This window comes from Ramlibacter sp. (assembly GCF_035627355.1).
In the GTDB taxonomy this organism is placed as follows: domain Bacteria; phylum Pseudomonadota; class Gammaproteobacteria; order Burkholderiales; family Burkholderiaceae_C; genus Ramlibacter.
Genome location: NZ_DASPLW010000047.1, coordinates 1 through 14,848, shown reverse-complemented (window position 1 = coordinate 14,848; position 14,848 = coordinate 1). Strand labels below are relative to the sequence as shown.

The window sequence follows — 14,848 nt, the reverse complement described above, 5'->3', positions numbered from 1 at the left end:
ATACACGTGCGGCACTGCAGGTAGAGTCGGGAGATCACCGAATGGAGCCCCTGATGGCCGAGATCCCCGCCATTGCCGCCGACCGCCTGCCCGAGCTGCTGCGCCGCATGCCCAAGGCCGAACTGCACATCCACATCGAAGGTTCGCTGGAGCCGGAGCTGATCTTCCGGATGGCGCAGCGCAACGGCGTGGCGATCCCCTACGCCAGCGTCGAGGAGCTGCGGCGCGCCTACGCCTTCACCAACCTGCAAAGCTTCCTGGACATCTACTACGCCGGCGCCAGCGTCCTGGTCACCGAGCAGGACTTCTTCGACATGGCCTGGGCCTACCTGGAGAAGGCGCGCGCCGACAACGTGGTGCACGCCGAGATCTTCTTCGACCCCCAGACCCACACCGCGCGCGGGATCGCGATGGAGACGGTGGTCAACGGCCTGCACCGCGCCTGCGAGCAGGCCCGCACGCAGCTGGGCGTGAGCGCGTCCCTGATCCTGTGCTTCCTGCGCCACTTGAGCGAGGCGCAGGCCTTCGAGACCCTGGAGCAGGCGCTGCCGTTCCGAGACCGGTTCATCGGCGTGGGACTCGATTCCAGCGAGGTCGGCCACCCGCCGGAGAAGTTCGCGAGCGTGTTCGCGCGCTGCGGCGAGCTGGGCCTGCACCGTGTCGCTCACGCCGGCGAGGAGGGCCCGCCCGAGTACGTGTGGACCGCGCTGGACGTGCTGAAGGTCGAGCGCATCGACCATGGCGTGCAATCCAGCAAGGATGCGCGGTTGATGCGCCGGCTGGCGCAGGAGCAGGTGCCGCTGACGGTGTGCCCGCTGTCCAACCTGAAGCTGTGCGTGTTCCCGCGCCTGCAGGACCACAACATCCGCCAGCTGCTGGAAGCCGGCCTGGCCGTGACGGTCAATTCGGACGACCCGGCCTACTTCGGCGGCTACCTGAACGACAACTTCCTGCAGACCTTCGAGGCCACGGGGCTGTCGGCGCAGCAGGCCTGGCAACTGGCCAACAACAGCTTCGAGGCCAGCTTCGTCGGGCCGGAGCAGAAGCGCCGGTGGCGCGAGCAGCTGGACGAGGTGTTCGCGGGCTTTGCCTGAGGCGCCGATCAGCGTCCCAATCCCTCCACCGCCTGCCCCATCGCCTCGCGCGCCTGTTCCCAGATGCGCTGCCGCCATTCGGGCGTGTCGGTGTAGAAGGCCTCCAGCATCTGGCGCTTGATCGAAGCAGCCAGCTCCGGCGTGGCTTCCGGGTGCTGGTTCAGCCAGTGCTCGGCGCGCACCGCCTGCAGGACCTGCTGCAGCGGCTGGGTGCCGTATTCCATGGCGATGCCGGTGTACTCGGCATCGGGGCACTCGTCACCCACGCAGGTCCACATCATCCCGGTGAGCTTCGAGGAGGTGGACGAGCCGTCGTAGATGGAGGTCACCGGCGTCTGGCCGCCGCCGTCCCACCAGCTGCGCACCCGCGCCACTTCGTCGGCGTCGTCCGGCCCGGCGTAGATGCGCTCGCCCAGGCCGCTGGGGCCCAGCCCGGTATGGAAGTCGATCCAGCCGATGCGGCGCAGGGTGCGCCCGTGCGCGCGCAGCACCTCGCGCAGCGTGCGGTTGCTCCAGGTCGGACCTAGGCCGCCGTAGTACATGCCGTCCGGGAACTCGTGCTGGCCGCTGCTGATGGCGGCCTGGTAGGCGGCGGCGCCGTTCTTCTCGACCCAGGCCTGCAGCTTCGCCTCGTTCTCCGGTGAGGGTGGCCAGTGGTCCGGGAACATCAGCGGATGCAGTTCCGCGTAGCCGGGGTTCTTCGGCAGCGGCTTGGTGAAGTCGTGGAAGTTGCGGTTCAGGTCCACGTTCTCTTGCGTGGTGCGCCGGATGTGCGAGAAGCCGTAGGGGTTGAGCGCGTGCACGTACAGCACCGCGACGCCCTTGCCGCGCGCCTGCTCGCGCCACTGCGCATCGCGCAGGGCGGCCACCTGCACGCCGCTGCCGCAGAAGCCTTCGACACCGTGGCAGGCGCTGGACAGCACCAGCAGCGCCGTGGCGTCGACCGGGCCGTCGCGCACCACGTCCATTGCCAGCTCTTCGCCGTCACGGCCCCGTTCCGGATGGATGCGGGACTCCACCTGCAGGCCGGCATCGGCCGCCGCATCGAGGAACTTGCGGCGCGCCTGCGCGTAGCTGTCGGAGAAGCAGTCGTCCAGCTTCATGCGTGCCCCCTGGCGAACCACGCCTCGGCCAGCCGCACCCAGTAGGTGGCGCCCAGCGGGATCAACTCGTCGTTGAAGTCGTAGCTGGGGTTGTGCAGCATGCAGGGCCCGCCGCCGTGGCCCATCTCGCGGTGGGCGCCGTCGCCGTTGGCGATGAAGCAGTAGGCGCCCGGCTTTTCCTGCAGCATGAAGGCGAAGTCCTCCGCGCCCATGGTCGGTTCCTGCACCAGCACGTTGGCCTCGCCGACGATGGAGGCCATCACCTCGCGGCAGAACGCCGCTTCCGCCGCGGCGTTCACCGTCGGCGGGTAGTTGCGCACGAACTGGAACTCGCACTGCGCGTCGTGCGCGGCGCAGACGTGCTCGGCGACCTGCTTCATGCGCTGCTCGATCAGGTCCAGCACCTCGTTGGTGAAGGTGCGGACCGTGCCCTGCAGCTCGCAGCTGTCGGGCACCACGTTGGTGGCCTCGCCGGCGTGGATCATGGTCACCGAGATCACGCCCGCGTCGGCCGGCTTCTTGTTGCGGCTGATGATGGTCTGGAAGGCCTGCACCATCTGGCAGGCGACCGGCACCGGGTCGATGCCGTTGTGCGGCAGGGCGGCGTGGCTGCCCTTGCCGCGGATGGTGATCCTGAACTCGTTGGACGAGGCCATCACCGGCCCCGGGCTCACCGCGAACTGGCCGACCGGCATGCCGGGCCAGTTGTGCATGCCGAACACCGCTTCCATGGGGAACTGGCGGAACAGCCCATCCTTGATCATCTCGCGCGCACCGCCTCCGCCTTCCTCGGCCGGCTGGAAGATCAGGTAGACGGTGCCGTCGAAGTTGCGGTTCCGGGCCAGGTGCTGGGCCGCCGCCAGCAGCATGGCGGTGTGGCCGTCGTGGCCGCAGGCGTGCATGCGGCCGGCGTGCCGGCTGGCGTGGGCGAAGGTGTTGAACTCCTGCATGGGCAGCGCGTCCATGTCGGCGCGCAGCCCGATCGCGCGCGGGTTGTCGCCGCCCTTGACGATGCCCACCACGCCGGTGGTACCCAGGCCGCGGTGGATGGGGATGCCCCATTCGGTCAGCTTGGCGGCCACGACGTCGGCGGTGCGCACTTCCTGGAAGCACAGTTCGGGATGGGCGTGCAGGTCCCGGCGCACGGCGGAAATGGCCGCGGCCTGGCTGACGATGGAGTCGAGGACGTTCATGGGCTGGAACTTCGGATGTGCGAGCCGGTCAGTCTAGCCCGTGGCGCGGCCGCCGGTATCAGGGCTATCCGCGACAATCGGACCATGGCCGCTGCTTCCCCCACGCTTTCGCCCCGCGCCCTGGAACTGGCGCAGGCCCTGGTGCGCATGAACACGGTCAGCGACCGCAGCAACCTCGAGCTCATCCACTTCATCCGCGACGAGCTCGGCAGGCTGGGCGTGTCCTCGCGCCTGACGTTCAACGCCGAGCGCAACAAGGCCAACCTGTTCGCCACGCTGGGCGAGGGCAAGCCCGCCGGCGTCATCCTGTCCGGCCACACCGACACCGTGCCCTGGGACGGCCAGGACTGGTCGGTCGACCCGCTGTCGGCCACCGTGCGCGACGGCCGGCTCTACGGCCGCGGCTCGGCCGACATGAAGAGCTTCATCGCGCTGGCGCTGGCCCATGCGCCGGCGTTCCTCGCGTCCGACGCGCCGTTCGCCATCCATTTCGCCTTCAGCTACGAGGAGGAGATCGGCTGCTTCGGCGTGCGCGAGCTGATCGCCGACCTGCGCGAGGCGGGCATCCGGCCGCTGGCCTGCATCGTGGGCGAGCCCACCTCCATGGTGCCGGCGATCGCGCACAAGGGCGTCTACCGCTACCGCTGCTGCGTGCGCGGCAAGGAGGCGCACTCCTCGCTGACGCCGCACTCGGTCAACGCGATCGAGATGGCCGCGCGGGTGATCGGCCGCCTGCGCGACATGGCCGAGGGCTTCGAGCGCGAGGAGCCGCGCTACGAAGGCTTCGACGTGCCGTTCTCCACCGCCAGCGTGGGCCAGTTCCATGGCGGCATCGCCGACAACGTGGTGCCGCGCGACGCCGAGTTCCGCTACGAGTTCCGCGACCTGCCCACCGCCGATGCCCAGGCCATGCAGCGGCAGGTGGTGGATTACGCGCGCTCGCTGGAGCCGGCCATGCAGCAGGTGGCGCCGGACGCCGGCTTCCGCTTCGAGACGATCTGCGAAATTCCCAGCTTCCAGAGCTCGGCCGCCGAGCCGGTGACCCGGCTGGCGTTGCGCCTGTCGGGCGAGCCGCGCACCACCCTGGTGGCCTTCGGCACCGAGGCCGGGCTGTTCCGCAACGCCGGTATCCCGACGGTGGTGTGCGGGCCCGGCAGCATCGTCCAGGCGCACCAGCCGGACGAGTACGTGAGCCTGGAGCAGCTGGCCCGCTGCGAAGCCTTCCTGCACGGCCTGGCATCGACCCAGGAAGTGGGCTGAGGTGAATCCGTGAGCACCGCCATGACCAACGTCGCCGGCGCCCAGGTATCGCAGCAGGTGCGCGGCGCCTGCCCGCACGACTGTCCCGACACCTGCTCGCTGCTGACGACCGTCGAAGGCGGCGTCGCCGTGCGGGTGCAGGGCAATCCGGACCACCGCCCCACCGATGGCGTGCTGTGCGCCAAGGTCTCGCGCTACGTCGAGCGCACCTACCACCCCGAGCGCGTGCTGCGGCCGCTGCGCCGCATCGGCCCCAAGGGGTCCGGCCGCTTCGAGCCGGTGGGCTGGGACGAGGCGCTGCAGGACATCGCGGCGCGCCTCGGCGCCATCGCCGCCCGGGACCCGCAGGGCATCCTGCCCTACAGCTACTGCGGCACCATGGGCGTGGTGCAGGGCGAGGGCATGGCGGCACGCTTCTTCAACCGGCTGGGCGCTTCGCTGCTCGATCGCACCATCTGCTCGGTGGCCGGCTCCGCCGCCCTGGCGCACACGCTGGGCGCCAAGGTCGGCATGAGGGTGGAGTTCTTCGCCGAGGCGAAGCTGATCCTCATCTGGGGCAGCAACTCCATCACCAGCAACCTGCATTTCTGGCGGCTGGCGCAGGAGGCCAAGCGCCAGGGCGCCAGGCTGGTGTGCATAGACCCGCGCCGCACCGAGACCGCCGAGAAGTGCCACGAGCACCTGCAGATCCTGCCCGGCACCGACGCCGCGCTGGCGCTGGCGCTGATGCACGAGCTGGTCCGCAACGACTGGCTGGACCACGACTACATCGCGCAGCACACGCTGGGGTGGGAGGCGCTGCGCGAGCGCGCCTTGCGCTGGACGCCGGAGCGGGCCGCCGCCGTCTGCGGCATCGATGCGCAGCGCATCCGCGACCTGGCGCGTGACTACGGGACCATCCGCCCGGCCGCGATCCGCCTGAACTACGGCATGCAGCGCGTGCACGGCGGCGGCAACGCGGCCCGCGCGGTGGCCTGCCTGCCAGCGCTGGTGGGCGCCTGGCGCGACCGGGCCGGCGGCGTGCTGCTGTCCAGCTCGGGCTGGTCGACCCTGGACCGGGCGGCGGTGCAGCGGCCCGACCTGCTGGCCGGGCGCCGGCCGCGCACCATCAACATGGTCACCATCGGCGACGACCTGCAGCGGCCCTCGTCGCCCGCCTTCGGGCCGCGCATCGAGGCCGTGGTCGTCTACAACTGCAACCCGGTGGCGGTGGCGCCCGACTCGGCGCAGGTGGTGCGCGGCTTCGCGCGCGAGGACCTGTTCACCGTGGTGCTGGAGCACTTCCGCACCGACACGGCCGATTACGCCGACTACATCCTGCCGGCCACCACCCAGCTGGAGCACTGGGACCTGCACACCGCGTACGGCCACACCGACGTGCTGCTCAATCGCCCGGCCATCGCACCGCTCGGCGAGTCCAAGCCCAATTCGCAGATCTTCCGCGAGCTGGCCGCCCGCATGGGGTTCACCGACCCCTGCTTCGCCGACAGCGACGAGGCGATCTGCCGCCAGGCCTGCGCCGGCCGCATCGATTTCGACGAACTGCTGCGCACCGGCTTCGCGCCCCTGCCGGTGCCCGACGCGCCGTTCGCGCAGGGCAACTTCCCGACCGCGTCCGGCCGCTGCGAGTTCTTCAGCGCCGCGCTGGCGCGGCAGGGCCTCGATGGCCTGCCCGACCACGTGCCCAACCACGAGGCCTTCGGCAGCTCGCCGCGCTACCCGCTGGCCATGATCTCGCCGCCGGCGCGCAACTTCCTCAACTCCAGCTTCGTCAACGTCGACAGCCTGCGTGCCATCGAGCGCGAGCCGCTGCTGGAGATCCATCCGCAGGATGCGCTGGCCCGCGGCATCGCCGACGGCGCCGTGGTGCGCGTGTTCAACGACCGCGGCGAGCACCGCTGCAAGGCCCAGGTGTGCGAGCGCGCCCGCCCGGGCGTGGTCAACGGCCTGGGCGTGTGGTGGCGCAAGTTCGGGCTGGACGGCACCAACGTCAACCAGCTCACCAGCCAGCGCCTGACGGACCTGGGCGCGGGCCCGGTGTTCTACGACTGCCTGGTGGACGTGCAGCCGGCGTGAAGGGCAGGTGGCTGGTGGCGTCGGTGCTGGGTGTGGCGGCGGTGGCGGCTTCGCTGCTGTGCCTGTCCGGCTGCGCCAACCTGGGCTACTACTGGCAGTCGGCCACCGGGCACCTGCGCGTGATGAGCGCCTCGCGCCCGGTGCAGGACTGGCTGGGCGACGACCACGCGTCGCAGCGCCTGAAGGAGCGGCTCAAGCTGAGCCAGCGCATCCGCGCCTTCGCCTCGGGCGAACTGCACCTGCCCGACAACCCCAGCTACCGCCGCTACGCCGACCTGCAGCGCAGCGCCGTGATCTGGAACGTGGTGGCGGCGCCGGAGTTCTCGCTCACGCTCAAGACCTGGTGCTTCCCGGTCACCGGCTGCGTCAGCTATCGCGGCTACTTCGACGAGGAGGCCGCCAAGGCCGAGGCGGCGGAGCTGCGCGAGGAAGGCCTGGAAGCCAGCACCTATCCGGTGCCGGCCTATTCCACGCTGGGCTGGCTGAACTGGGCCGGCGGCGACCCGCTGCTGAACACCTTCATCCACTACCCCGAGGGCGAACTGGCCCGGCTGATCTTCCATGAGCTGGCGCACCAGGTGCTGTACGCGCGCGACGACACCATGTTCAACGAGTCCTTCGCCACCGCGGTGGAGCGGCTGGGCGTGCAGCGCTGGCTGCAGGAGCAGGCCTCGCCCGAGGCCCGCGCCGACTACGCGAAGTACGACGGCCGCCGGCGCGATTTCCGCGCGCTGACCCGCGCGACCCGCGAGAAGCTGGATGCGGTCTACGAGGAACGGGCGTCGCTGGGCGACGAGGAAGTGCGGCGCCGCAAGGCGCAGGTGCTGGCCGGATTCCGGGCCGAGTACCAGCGCCTGCGCGACAGCTGGGGCGTGGAGCCGGCCCGGCTGCGCGGTTACGACAACTGGGTCGCGCAGGCGAACAATGCCTCCTTCGGCGCGCAGAAGGCCTACGACGAACTGGTGCCCGGCTTCGAGGCCCTGTTCCAATCGCTGGGTGGCGACTGGGACCGCTTCTACGCCGAAGCGAAACGGCTGTCCAAGCTGCCCAAGGCCGAACGACACGACTACCTGAAAGACAAGGAGAAGGGCCGTGCCTGACATCCACATCGAACGCGAGCACAGCCTGGGGCTGCCGCGCGCCCGCGAGCTGGCCTTCAAGTGGGCCGAGGCGGCCGAGGACAAGCTCGACATGGAATGCACCTACGAGGAGGGCAAGACCTCGGACCTGGTCAGCTTCACCCGCTCGGGCGTGAACGGGGAACTGCGCGTCACCCGCAACCGCTTCGAGCTGCATGCGAGGCTCGGGCTGCTGCTGGGCGCCTTCAAGGACCGCATCGAGACCGAGATCACGCGCAACCTCGACGAACTGCTGCAGCAGGGCGACCCGGTCAAGGCGTTCGAGCACGGCGTGGCCGAAGCGACCGCCCGCCACTCGAAGGGCAAGGCGGCCGCCAAGCCGGCCAAGGCGGCGGCGCGCAGCCGCAAGGCCTGATCGTGCAAGCCCCATCCGCCGGCCCGCTGGCGGGCCTGAAGGTGCTGGAACTGGGCCAGCTGATCGCCGGCCCGTTCGCGGCCAAGACGCTGGCCGACTTCGGCGCCGAGGTGGTCAAGGTGGAGCCGCCCGGTGCCGGCGACCCGCTGCGCCAGTGGCGCCTGCTCAAGGACGGCACCTCGGTGTGGTGGCAGGTGCAGTCGCGCAACAAGCGCTCCGTCGCGCTGGACCTGAAGGAACCGGCGGCGCAGGACATCGTGCGCCGGCTCGCTGCCGAGGCCGACGTGCTGATCGAGAACTTCCGTCCCGGCGCGCTGGAGGGCTGGGGCCTGGGGCCCGACACGCTGCTGGAGCGCAACCCGCGCCTGGTCGTGCTGCGCGTCAGCGGCTACGGGCAGACCGGACCCTATCGCGACCGGCCCGGTTTCGGCGTGGTGGCCGAGGCCATGGGCGGCCTGCGCCACCTGACCGCCGAACCCGGCCGGGTGCCGGTGCGCGTCGGCGTGTCGATCGGCGACACGCTGGCGGCGCTGCACGGCGTGATCGGCATCCTGCTGGCGCTGCAGGAGCGCCAGGCCAGCGGCCGCGGCCAGGTGGTGGACGTGGCGCTGTACGAGTCGGTGTTCAACTGCATGGAAAGCCTGCTGCCCGAGTACAGCGCCTTCGGCGTGGTGCGCCAGCCGGCCGGCAGCGCCATGCCGGGCATCGCGCCGACCAACGCCTACCGCTGCAGCGATGGCGGCTACGCGCTGGTGGCCGGCAACGGCGACAGCATCTTCCGGCGGCTGATGAACGTGATCGGGCGTGCCGACCTCGGCGCCGATCCGGGCCTGGCGTCCAACACCGGCCGGGTGGCGCGGGTGGAGGAGATCGACGGCGCCATCGGCGAGTGGGCGGCGCGGCACACGGTCGACGAGGTGCTGGCCGCGCTGGATGCGGCCAAGGTGCCGGCCGGCCGCATCTACACCGTGGCCGACATCGCGGCCGACCCGCACTACCGGGCGCGGGGGATGATCCAGGAAGTGGCGCTGGACGACGGCAGCCGTCTGGACGTGCCCGGCGTGGTACCCAAGCTCTCGCGCACGCCGGGCGGCCACCGCCGCAACGCGCCGGCGCTGGGGCAGGACACGGATGCGGTGCTGCGGGAGGTCGGCCTGACGCCGGAGCAGATCACGGCGTTGCGGGAGCGGGGAGTGGTGGGGTAGCGGGGAGCCTTTCGGCAACCGGTCATCCCCGTCCTCCTTTCGTTACCCCCGCAGCGAGTTGATCAAGTCCACGTACTGCTGCATCGCGTCCTCGCTGGAGGTGCCCTTCAGCGCGTTCCAGGCGTCCCACTTGGCGCGGCCCACCATGTCGCCGAAACCCGGCTTCTTCTCGCCGTTGTCGCCCTGGGTGGCCTGCTTGTACAGGCCGTAGATCTTCAGCAGCGTGGCGTTGTCCGGGCGCTCGCTCAGGGTCTTGGAATTGGCGACGGCGGATTCGAATTCGGCTTTGAGGTCGGCCATGGTGGATGCTCCTGTGGGAAAGTCCGCGGTATCTTAAGCTGCGGCCCGCACCCACAATCGGCCCCTGATCCCCCACCGACAAGGACCTTTCGCCATGGTCACCCGCATCGTCCGCGACGTCGCCCAGCAAGCCGCCCAGCGCGCCGCCCGCGGGGCGGTGAAGAAGGCCACCCGTGCGGCTCGCGGCGTGCTCGGCCTGGCCGGCGAGCGCATGAGCAAGGTCGACACCGCCTGGCTGCGGATGGACAGCGACCACAACCTGATGATGATCCTGGGCGTGTGGACGCTGCGCCCGGGCATAGCCTACGAGGCCCTGTGCCACCGGGTGGAAGAGCGCCTGATGAAGTACCCGCGCTTCCGCCAGCACGTGGTGGAGGACGCCGCCGGCGCGAGCTGGGTGGACACGCCGGACCTGGACGTGCGGCAGCTGGTGGTGCGCGAAAAGTTGCCCCGCAGCCGCAAGGGGGGCGCCCAGGCCGCGTTGCAGGCGCGCGTGGGCGAGCTCGCCATGCAGCCGCTGGACCGCCGCCTGCCGCTGTGGCGCATCCACCTGGTGGAGGGCTACGACGGCGGCAGCGCGCTGATCGTGCGCATCCACCACTGCATCGCCGACGGCATCGCGCTGATCTCGGTGGCGCTGTCGCTGGTCGACGGCGGCGCGCCGCCGCCCCAGCGCAAGCCGCGCGAGGCCCAGGGGCCCGAGGACTGGATCGCCGACGCGCTGCTCAAGCCCTTCACCGGCCTCGCCGTCAAGGCGCTGGACGCCGCCGGCGACGGCGCCGCGCGCTCGCTGCACCTGCTGGGCGATCCGCACGCCGGACTGGAGGGCTCGGTCGAACTCGCGCGGCTGGCGTGGCAGGTGCTCAGCGACGCCGGTTCGCTGCTGCTGATGCCGGACGACTCGAAGACGCTGCTCAAGGGCCAGCCGTCCGGCCGCAAGCGCGTGGCCTGGTGCGAGCCCCTCCCGCTGGACGAGGTCAAGGCGGTGGGCAAGGCGCTCAACTGCTCGATCAATGACGTGCTGCTGTCCTGCGTCTCGGGCGCGATCGGCCAGTACCTGCTGGGCCAGGGCGACGATCCGGCCGGCAAGGAGATCCGCGCCATGGTGCCGGTCAACCTGCGGCCCATGGACCAGGCCTGGAAGCTGGGCAACCATTTCGGGCTGGTGCCGCTGGTGCTGCCGATCGGGCTGGACAACCCGGTGGAGCGCGTCTACGAGGTGCGCCGGCGCATGAACGAACTCAAGGGCAGCACGCAGCCGCTGCTGGCCTTCGCGGTGCTGACGGTGGCCGGCCTGCTGGTCAAGCCGGCGCAGGACGCGATCCTGGGCCTGTTCAGCGACAAGACCACGGCGGTCATGACCAACGTGCCCGGCCCGCGCGACACGCTGCGCCTGCTGGGCGCCACGCTGGAGCAGTGCATGTTCTGGGTGCCGCAGTCCGGCAACATCGGCCTGGGTGTGTCCATCCTGAGCTATGGCGGCCACGTGCAGTTCGGCGTGATCACCGACGCCGCCCTGTGCCCGCAGCCGCAGAAGATCATCGACGCGTTCGCGCCGGAGTTCGCCAAGCTGTCCTGGCTGACGCTGATGCTGCCGTGGGGGGAGGAGTAGGCGTCCCCGATACGTAGCGCGCCTGCGGCGCTCGCGAAACCGGAAGCCCTGGATCCCCGCCTACGCGGGGATGACGAAACCTCAGTGCTGCTGCGCGCGCTCCTGCTCCTCTTCCTCCTTCGCTGCCAGCCGTTCGTGCTCTTCCCGGTAGGGCTCGCCCAGCGCCTTCTGCTGGCCGCGTGACAGCACCTCGCGCGCCTGCGGGAAGAACTTCTCTTCCTCTTCCTGCAGGTGGTGTTCCAGTTTCTGCACCAGCTTGCCGATGCTCTCCAGCCACTCGGGCGAGCCGGGGTCGGCCTGCTCCAGGTCCTCGACCATCTCGTCCATCTCGTGGTGCTCGGCGATGCCGTGCCGCGCGGCATCCACGGTTTCGTCGTGCGCGAACAGCGGCACGTAGAACGTGCGCTCCTCGGCGGTTTCGTGCGCGGCCATCTCGACCTTGAGTTCGTCCAGCACCTGGCGGCGCTGTTCCGGTTCGCCGATGGCGGAGAGCAGGCGCTTGCAGATGGCCCGCTGCTGTTCGTGGCTCTGGAGGAGGGCGTCGAAGATGTCCATGGCCGCCAGTCTCGGCGGCCGGCCGCTTGCGGGGTGTAGGCCGAGGCCGCCGCGTGCAGCCCAGCCGCGGCCTACGCCTGCAGTTCGGCCTGGGCCAGCGCGACGTCCAGCCGCTGCGCCGCGTCCATCGGCTGCAGGGCGGCGGCCCGCTCGTACAGGGCGGTGGCCTCGGCCATCCGCTCGTCGCCTTCCAGCATCACCAGCCCGTTGGCGTACTCGATCAGGGCGATGGCCGAGCCGGGATTGAGTTCGAGGGCCTGCCGGAACAGCGTCAGCCCGGTCTCCTTCTTGGCGCCGTAGGTCATGCCGCCGATCAGCGGGCCCACCTTGTCGATCACCTCGGCGTGGAAGGCGCCCAGCGCCACGTGGGCATCGGCGTGGCGCGGGTTGAGCTTGATGGCCTTCTCCAGCGATTCCTTGACCTGGCCGCCCAGCCCCTGGGCCAGGGCCTTGGCGACGCTGATGGCCTGGCTGTAGCGGCCCAGCGCGTAGCCGTGCAGGTGCCAGGCGCTCGCGTTGTTCGGCTCGCGCGTGGCCTGCGCCCGGGCGCGCTGCGCCGTCTCCAGGAACAGCTCCAGCCGGGTCTTTTCCTTCTTCTCCAGGTAGGTGGCGTAGATGCAGGTGGCCTTGTTGGCTGCCGTGATGCCGCCGCCGCCGGCCTTGAGGCCGGCCTCCGCCGCCTGCTGGAATTCGCCCCGGTGGAACAGTGTCCAGGCTTCCAGCACCGCCGGATCGGCCGGCAGCGGCTCGGCGTCGCCGGCGTGCAGGCGGGCCCAGTTGCGGCGGACGTCGTCCGCGCAGAAGCCGAATTCACCCAGGTGCGGGAACGCCGCCCACTTGCCCACGTGCTTGTCTCCCGGTGTGGCCCGCGCCGGCCTCAGGGTGTGCCGGACGTATAGGCCCCGGCCAGGGCCAGCAGGTGTTCGCGCTGGTCGGGACGCAGATAGGGTACCAGCAGATGCAGCACGTGGTGCGCGCCGCGCATCAGTGCGGCCTGCGCGCTCTCGGGTTCCAGCGCGCGGCGCGGGTCGCGCACGTACTCGAAGCTGAGCCAGTAGGTCAGCACCACCACCATGCTCTCGGCGGTGGGGCCGGCCTCGCGCGAATCGATGCTGGCGCTGCCGGTGCGGTTCATGCCCTCCAGCATCGCGCGCAGGGCCCGCGTCTTGTTCTTCAGCACCGACTGGAACTGCGTTTCCAGCTTGCGGTTGCGCGACAGCAGGTCGTTCAGGTCGCGATAGAGGAAGCGGTACTCCCAGATCCGCTCGAACAGGGTGTGCAGGAAGAACCAGGCGTCCTCGACGTCGCGCACGTTGTCGGCGGCGTTGAGCAGGTCGGACAGCGCGCGCTCGTAGCGCTCGAACAGCGAGTTGACCAGTTCTTCCTTGGCCGGGTAGTGGTAGTACAGGTTGCCCGGGCTGATGTTCATCTCGGCCGAGATCAGCGTGGTCGACACGTTGGGCTCGCCGAAGCGGTTGAACAGGTCGAGCGTCACCTCCAGGATGCGCTCGGCCGTGCGGCGCGGGGCTTTCTTCGCCATCCTAGGCGGCGGCCTTTCCGGCGCCGGCCTGCACCAGCCGCCCCAGGTCGTCCAGCGAGGCCTCCAGCCGGACCATGGCCTTGCCGATGCGCGAGGCCGGCGGCGTCAGCGCCAGCAGCCGGCGTTCGTCGCCCAGCACCTCGTCGCGCAGCCGCACCCCGTGCCGCGCCAGCTTCGGCTCGATCTCCGCCCGGCGCTCGCGCAGCAGCGCGCGCGTCTGCTGGTAGGCGTGCTCGGCCAGTTCGCGCCGCTGGCGGTAGCTGAAGGTGTTGGCCAGGTACAGCTCCGGGTCGCGCCGGTCCGGCTCCAGCAGCACGATGTCGGTGTGCGGATAGGCGCGCTCGTAGTGCTTCATCCCGAGCGCCATGCGGGAGTGGATCATGGAGCGGAAGGTCTGGCTCAGCACGGCCGGCAGCCCGCCTTCGACGATGCGCGGGATGCCGCGCCCGCCGGCCCGGCCGGCATCGAACGGCACCAGCGGGTTGAGGCACAGCATCAGGTCCGCGCCCTGCTCCAGCGCCACGCTGGCATGCATGGTCTTCTTGAGCGCGCCGTCGACGAAGAAACCGTCGCCGATCCGCACCGGCGGGAACAGCCCCGGCAGGGCGGCGCTGGCCTGCACCGCACGCGAGATGGGGACGTCGTCGAAACCGGGCTGGCCGAAGGGCGCCGCCTCGCCGGTGTCCAGGTTGGTCGCGACCAGCGTCAGCCGCGTGGACAGCTGGCGGAAATCGTTGGTGCGGCCGGGCCGCGAGAACACCTCGGCCAGCCGGCGGTGGATCTCCTCGTTGGAGAAGATGCCGGTGGGCAGCACGGGACCGAGCTGCTCGAGGGCGTGCGTCAATGGCTTGCGGCCGCCGGTGGCGCGCCACAGCGCCGATGCGGCCAGCCGCGGCAGCCGTGCCAGCCGGTGCCGGAACTCGCCCCAGGCCGGCACCATCAGCCAGGCGGGGTCGAACACCTCGCTGCCGCCGCTGTTCTCGATGAAGGAGGCGCACAGCTCGCGCGGCGTGAAGCCATTGGCCAGCGCCGCCGCGATGAAGCCGCCGGCCGACACGCCGACGTAGTGGTGCAGCCGGTTGAAGGCGATGCCCTGCAGCGACTCCTCCAGCGCGCACAGGGCCCCGATCTCGTAGATGGCGCCGAGCGGGCCGCCGCCGGCCAGGGCCAGCGCGATGCGCGGCGCGGTACTGCTTGTGCTCATGAGCGCCAGTTTAGGCCGCAGCGCCGCCCGCGACTGTTGCGTTGCAACAAGGGCGTGCGGCCCGGGGCCGCGCCTTGTATCTTCAGGCCTCGGACCAGCTCGGGTAGCCCGAGCGGCCTCTGGGCCAGTTGTTGAAGCCCGTGCCTGAGCACTGGGCGCCCGAGTTGGACCGTCCTTTCTTGCAGCCCGAACGGTTGTAGGAATCTGCAGTT

14 protein-coding genes are annotated in these 14,848 nt (G+C 70.6%); 7 read left to right on the top strand and 7 right to left on the bottom strand.

The genetic code is table 11. The features are described 5' to 3' along the window. Window positions 1–53: 53 nt before the first annotated feature. Window positions 54–1,094, top strand: coding sequence for an adenosine deaminase (locus VEC03_RS11990; protein WP_324915475.1), 1,041 nt, complete (start codon window positions 54–56; stop codon window positions 1,092–1,094). A gap of 8 nt (window positions 1,095–1,102) precedes the next feature. Here VEC03_RS11990 and VEC03_RS11985 read toward each other — a convergent pair whose 3' ends face one another. After that, complete coding sequence (locus tag VEC03_RS11985) at window positions 1,103–2,197, bottom strand: M14 family metallopeptidase (RefSeq protein WP_324915473.1); 1,095 nt, start codon at window positions 2,195–2,197, stop codon at window positions 1,103–1,105. Further along, window positions 2,194–3,390 carry a M20 aminoacylase family protein gene (locus VEC03_RS11980; protein WP_324915471.1) on the bottom strand — a complete coding sequence of 399 codons (1,197 nt, stop codon included), beginning with the start codon at window positions 3,388–3,390 and terminating at the stop codon, window positions 2,194–2,196. Before VEC03_RS11980 ends, VEC03_RS11985 begins: the two co-directional genes overlap by 4 nt. Window positions 3,391–3,474: 84 nt before the next feature. Here VEC03_RS11980 and argE point away from each other — a divergent pair, with 84 nt between their 5' ends. From argE to VEC03_RS11955, 5 genes are read left to right on the top strand one after another with little or no spacing between them, the layout of a single operon-like run. Next, the gene (argE, locus tag VEC03_RS11975; RefSeq protein WP_324915468.1) at window positions 3,475–4,650 is read left to right on the top strand and encodes an acetylornithine deacetylase; all 1,176 of its coding nucleotides are present in this window, start codon (window positions 3,475–3,477) and stop codon (window positions 4,648–4,650) included. A 21-nt stretch (window positions 4,651–4,671) separates the two neighbouring features. Continuing rightward, window positions 4,672–6,726 carry a molybdopterin oxidoreductase family protein gene (locus VEC03_RS11970; protein WP_324915467.1) on the top strand — a complete coding sequence of 685 codons (2,055 nt, stop codon included), beginning with the start codon at window positions 4,672–4,674 and terminating at the stop codon, window positions 6,724–6,726. Beyond that, complete coding sequence (locus VEC03_RS11965) at window positions 6,723–7,826, top strand: aminopeptidase (protein ID WP_324915465.1); 1,104 nt, start codon at window positions 6,723–6,725, stop codon at window positions 7,824–7,826. The genes VEC03_RS11970 and VEC03_RS11965 overlap by 4 nt, the downstream gene beginning before the upstream one ends. Further along, window positions 7,819–8,220 (top strand): polyhydroxyalkanoic acid system family protein, encoded by a 402-nt coding sequence (locus VEC03_RS11960; RefSeq protein WP_324915463.1) that lies wholly within the window; start codon window positions 7,819–7,821, stop codon window positions 8,218–8,220. Before VEC03_RS11965 ends, VEC03_RS11960 begins: the two co-directional genes overlap by 8 nt. Window positions 8,221–8,222: 2 nt before the next feature. After that, on the top strand, window positions 8,223–9,425 hold the full coding sequence (locus tag VEC03_RS11955; RefSeq protein WP_324915461.1) for a CaiB/BaiF CoA-transferase family protein: 1,203 nt from the start codon (window positions 8,223–8,225) through the stop codon (window positions 9,423–9,425). Between the two features lie 42 nt (window positions 9,426–9,467). Here the strand turns inward: VEC03_RS11955 and VEC03_RS11950 are convergent, their stop codons facing one another. Further along, a complete protein-coding gene (locus VEC03_RS11950) occupies window positions 9,468–9,725 on the bottom strand; it encodes an acyl-CoA-binding protein (protein ID WP_324915459.1) in 258 nt (85 codons plus the stop codon). A 94-nt stretch (window positions 9,726–9,819) separates the two neighbouring features. On the opposite strand from VEC03_RS11950, the gene VEC03_RS11945 reads away from it, so the two are divergent. Further along, entirely contained in the window at window positions 9,820–11,337 is a 1,518-nt protein-coding gene (locus VEC03_RS11945) for a wax ester/triacylglycerol synthase family O-acyltransferase (RefSeq protein WP_324915457.1), read from the top strand. 81 nt (window positions 11,338–11,418) lie between these two features. Here VEC03_RS11945 and VEC03_RS11940 read toward each other — a convergent pair whose 3' ends face one another. The 4 genes from VEC03_RS11940 to VEC03_RS11925 form a co-directional block, all read right to left on the bottom strand. Beyond that, a complete protein-coding gene (locus VEC03_RS11940) occupies window positions 11,419–11,892 on the bottom strand; it encodes a hemerythrin domain-containing protein (RefSeq protein WP_324915455.1) in 474 nt (157 codons plus the stop codon). Window positions 11,893–11,963: 71 nt separating this feature from the next. Next, complete coding sequence (locus tag VEC03_RS11935) at window positions 11,964–12,737, bottom strand: hypothetical protein (RefSeq protein WP_324915453.1); 774 nt, start codon at window positions 12,735–12,737, stop codon at window positions 11,964–11,966. A 32-nt stretch (window positions 12,738–12,769) separates the two neighbouring features. Further along, window positions 12,770–13,432, bottom strand: coding sequence for a TetR/AcrR family transcriptional regulator (locus tag VEC03_RS11930; RefSeq protein WP_324915452.1), 663 nt, complete (start codon window positions 13,430–13,432; stop codon window positions 12,770–12,772). Between the two features lies 1 nt (window position 13,433). After that, complete coding sequence (locus VEC03_RS11925; protein WP_324915450.1) at window positions 13,434–14,636, bottom strand: patatin-like phospholipase family protein; 1,203 nt, start codon at window positions 14,634–14,636, stop codon at window positions 13,434–13,436. Window positions 14,637–14,848 lie beyond the last annotated feature (212 nt).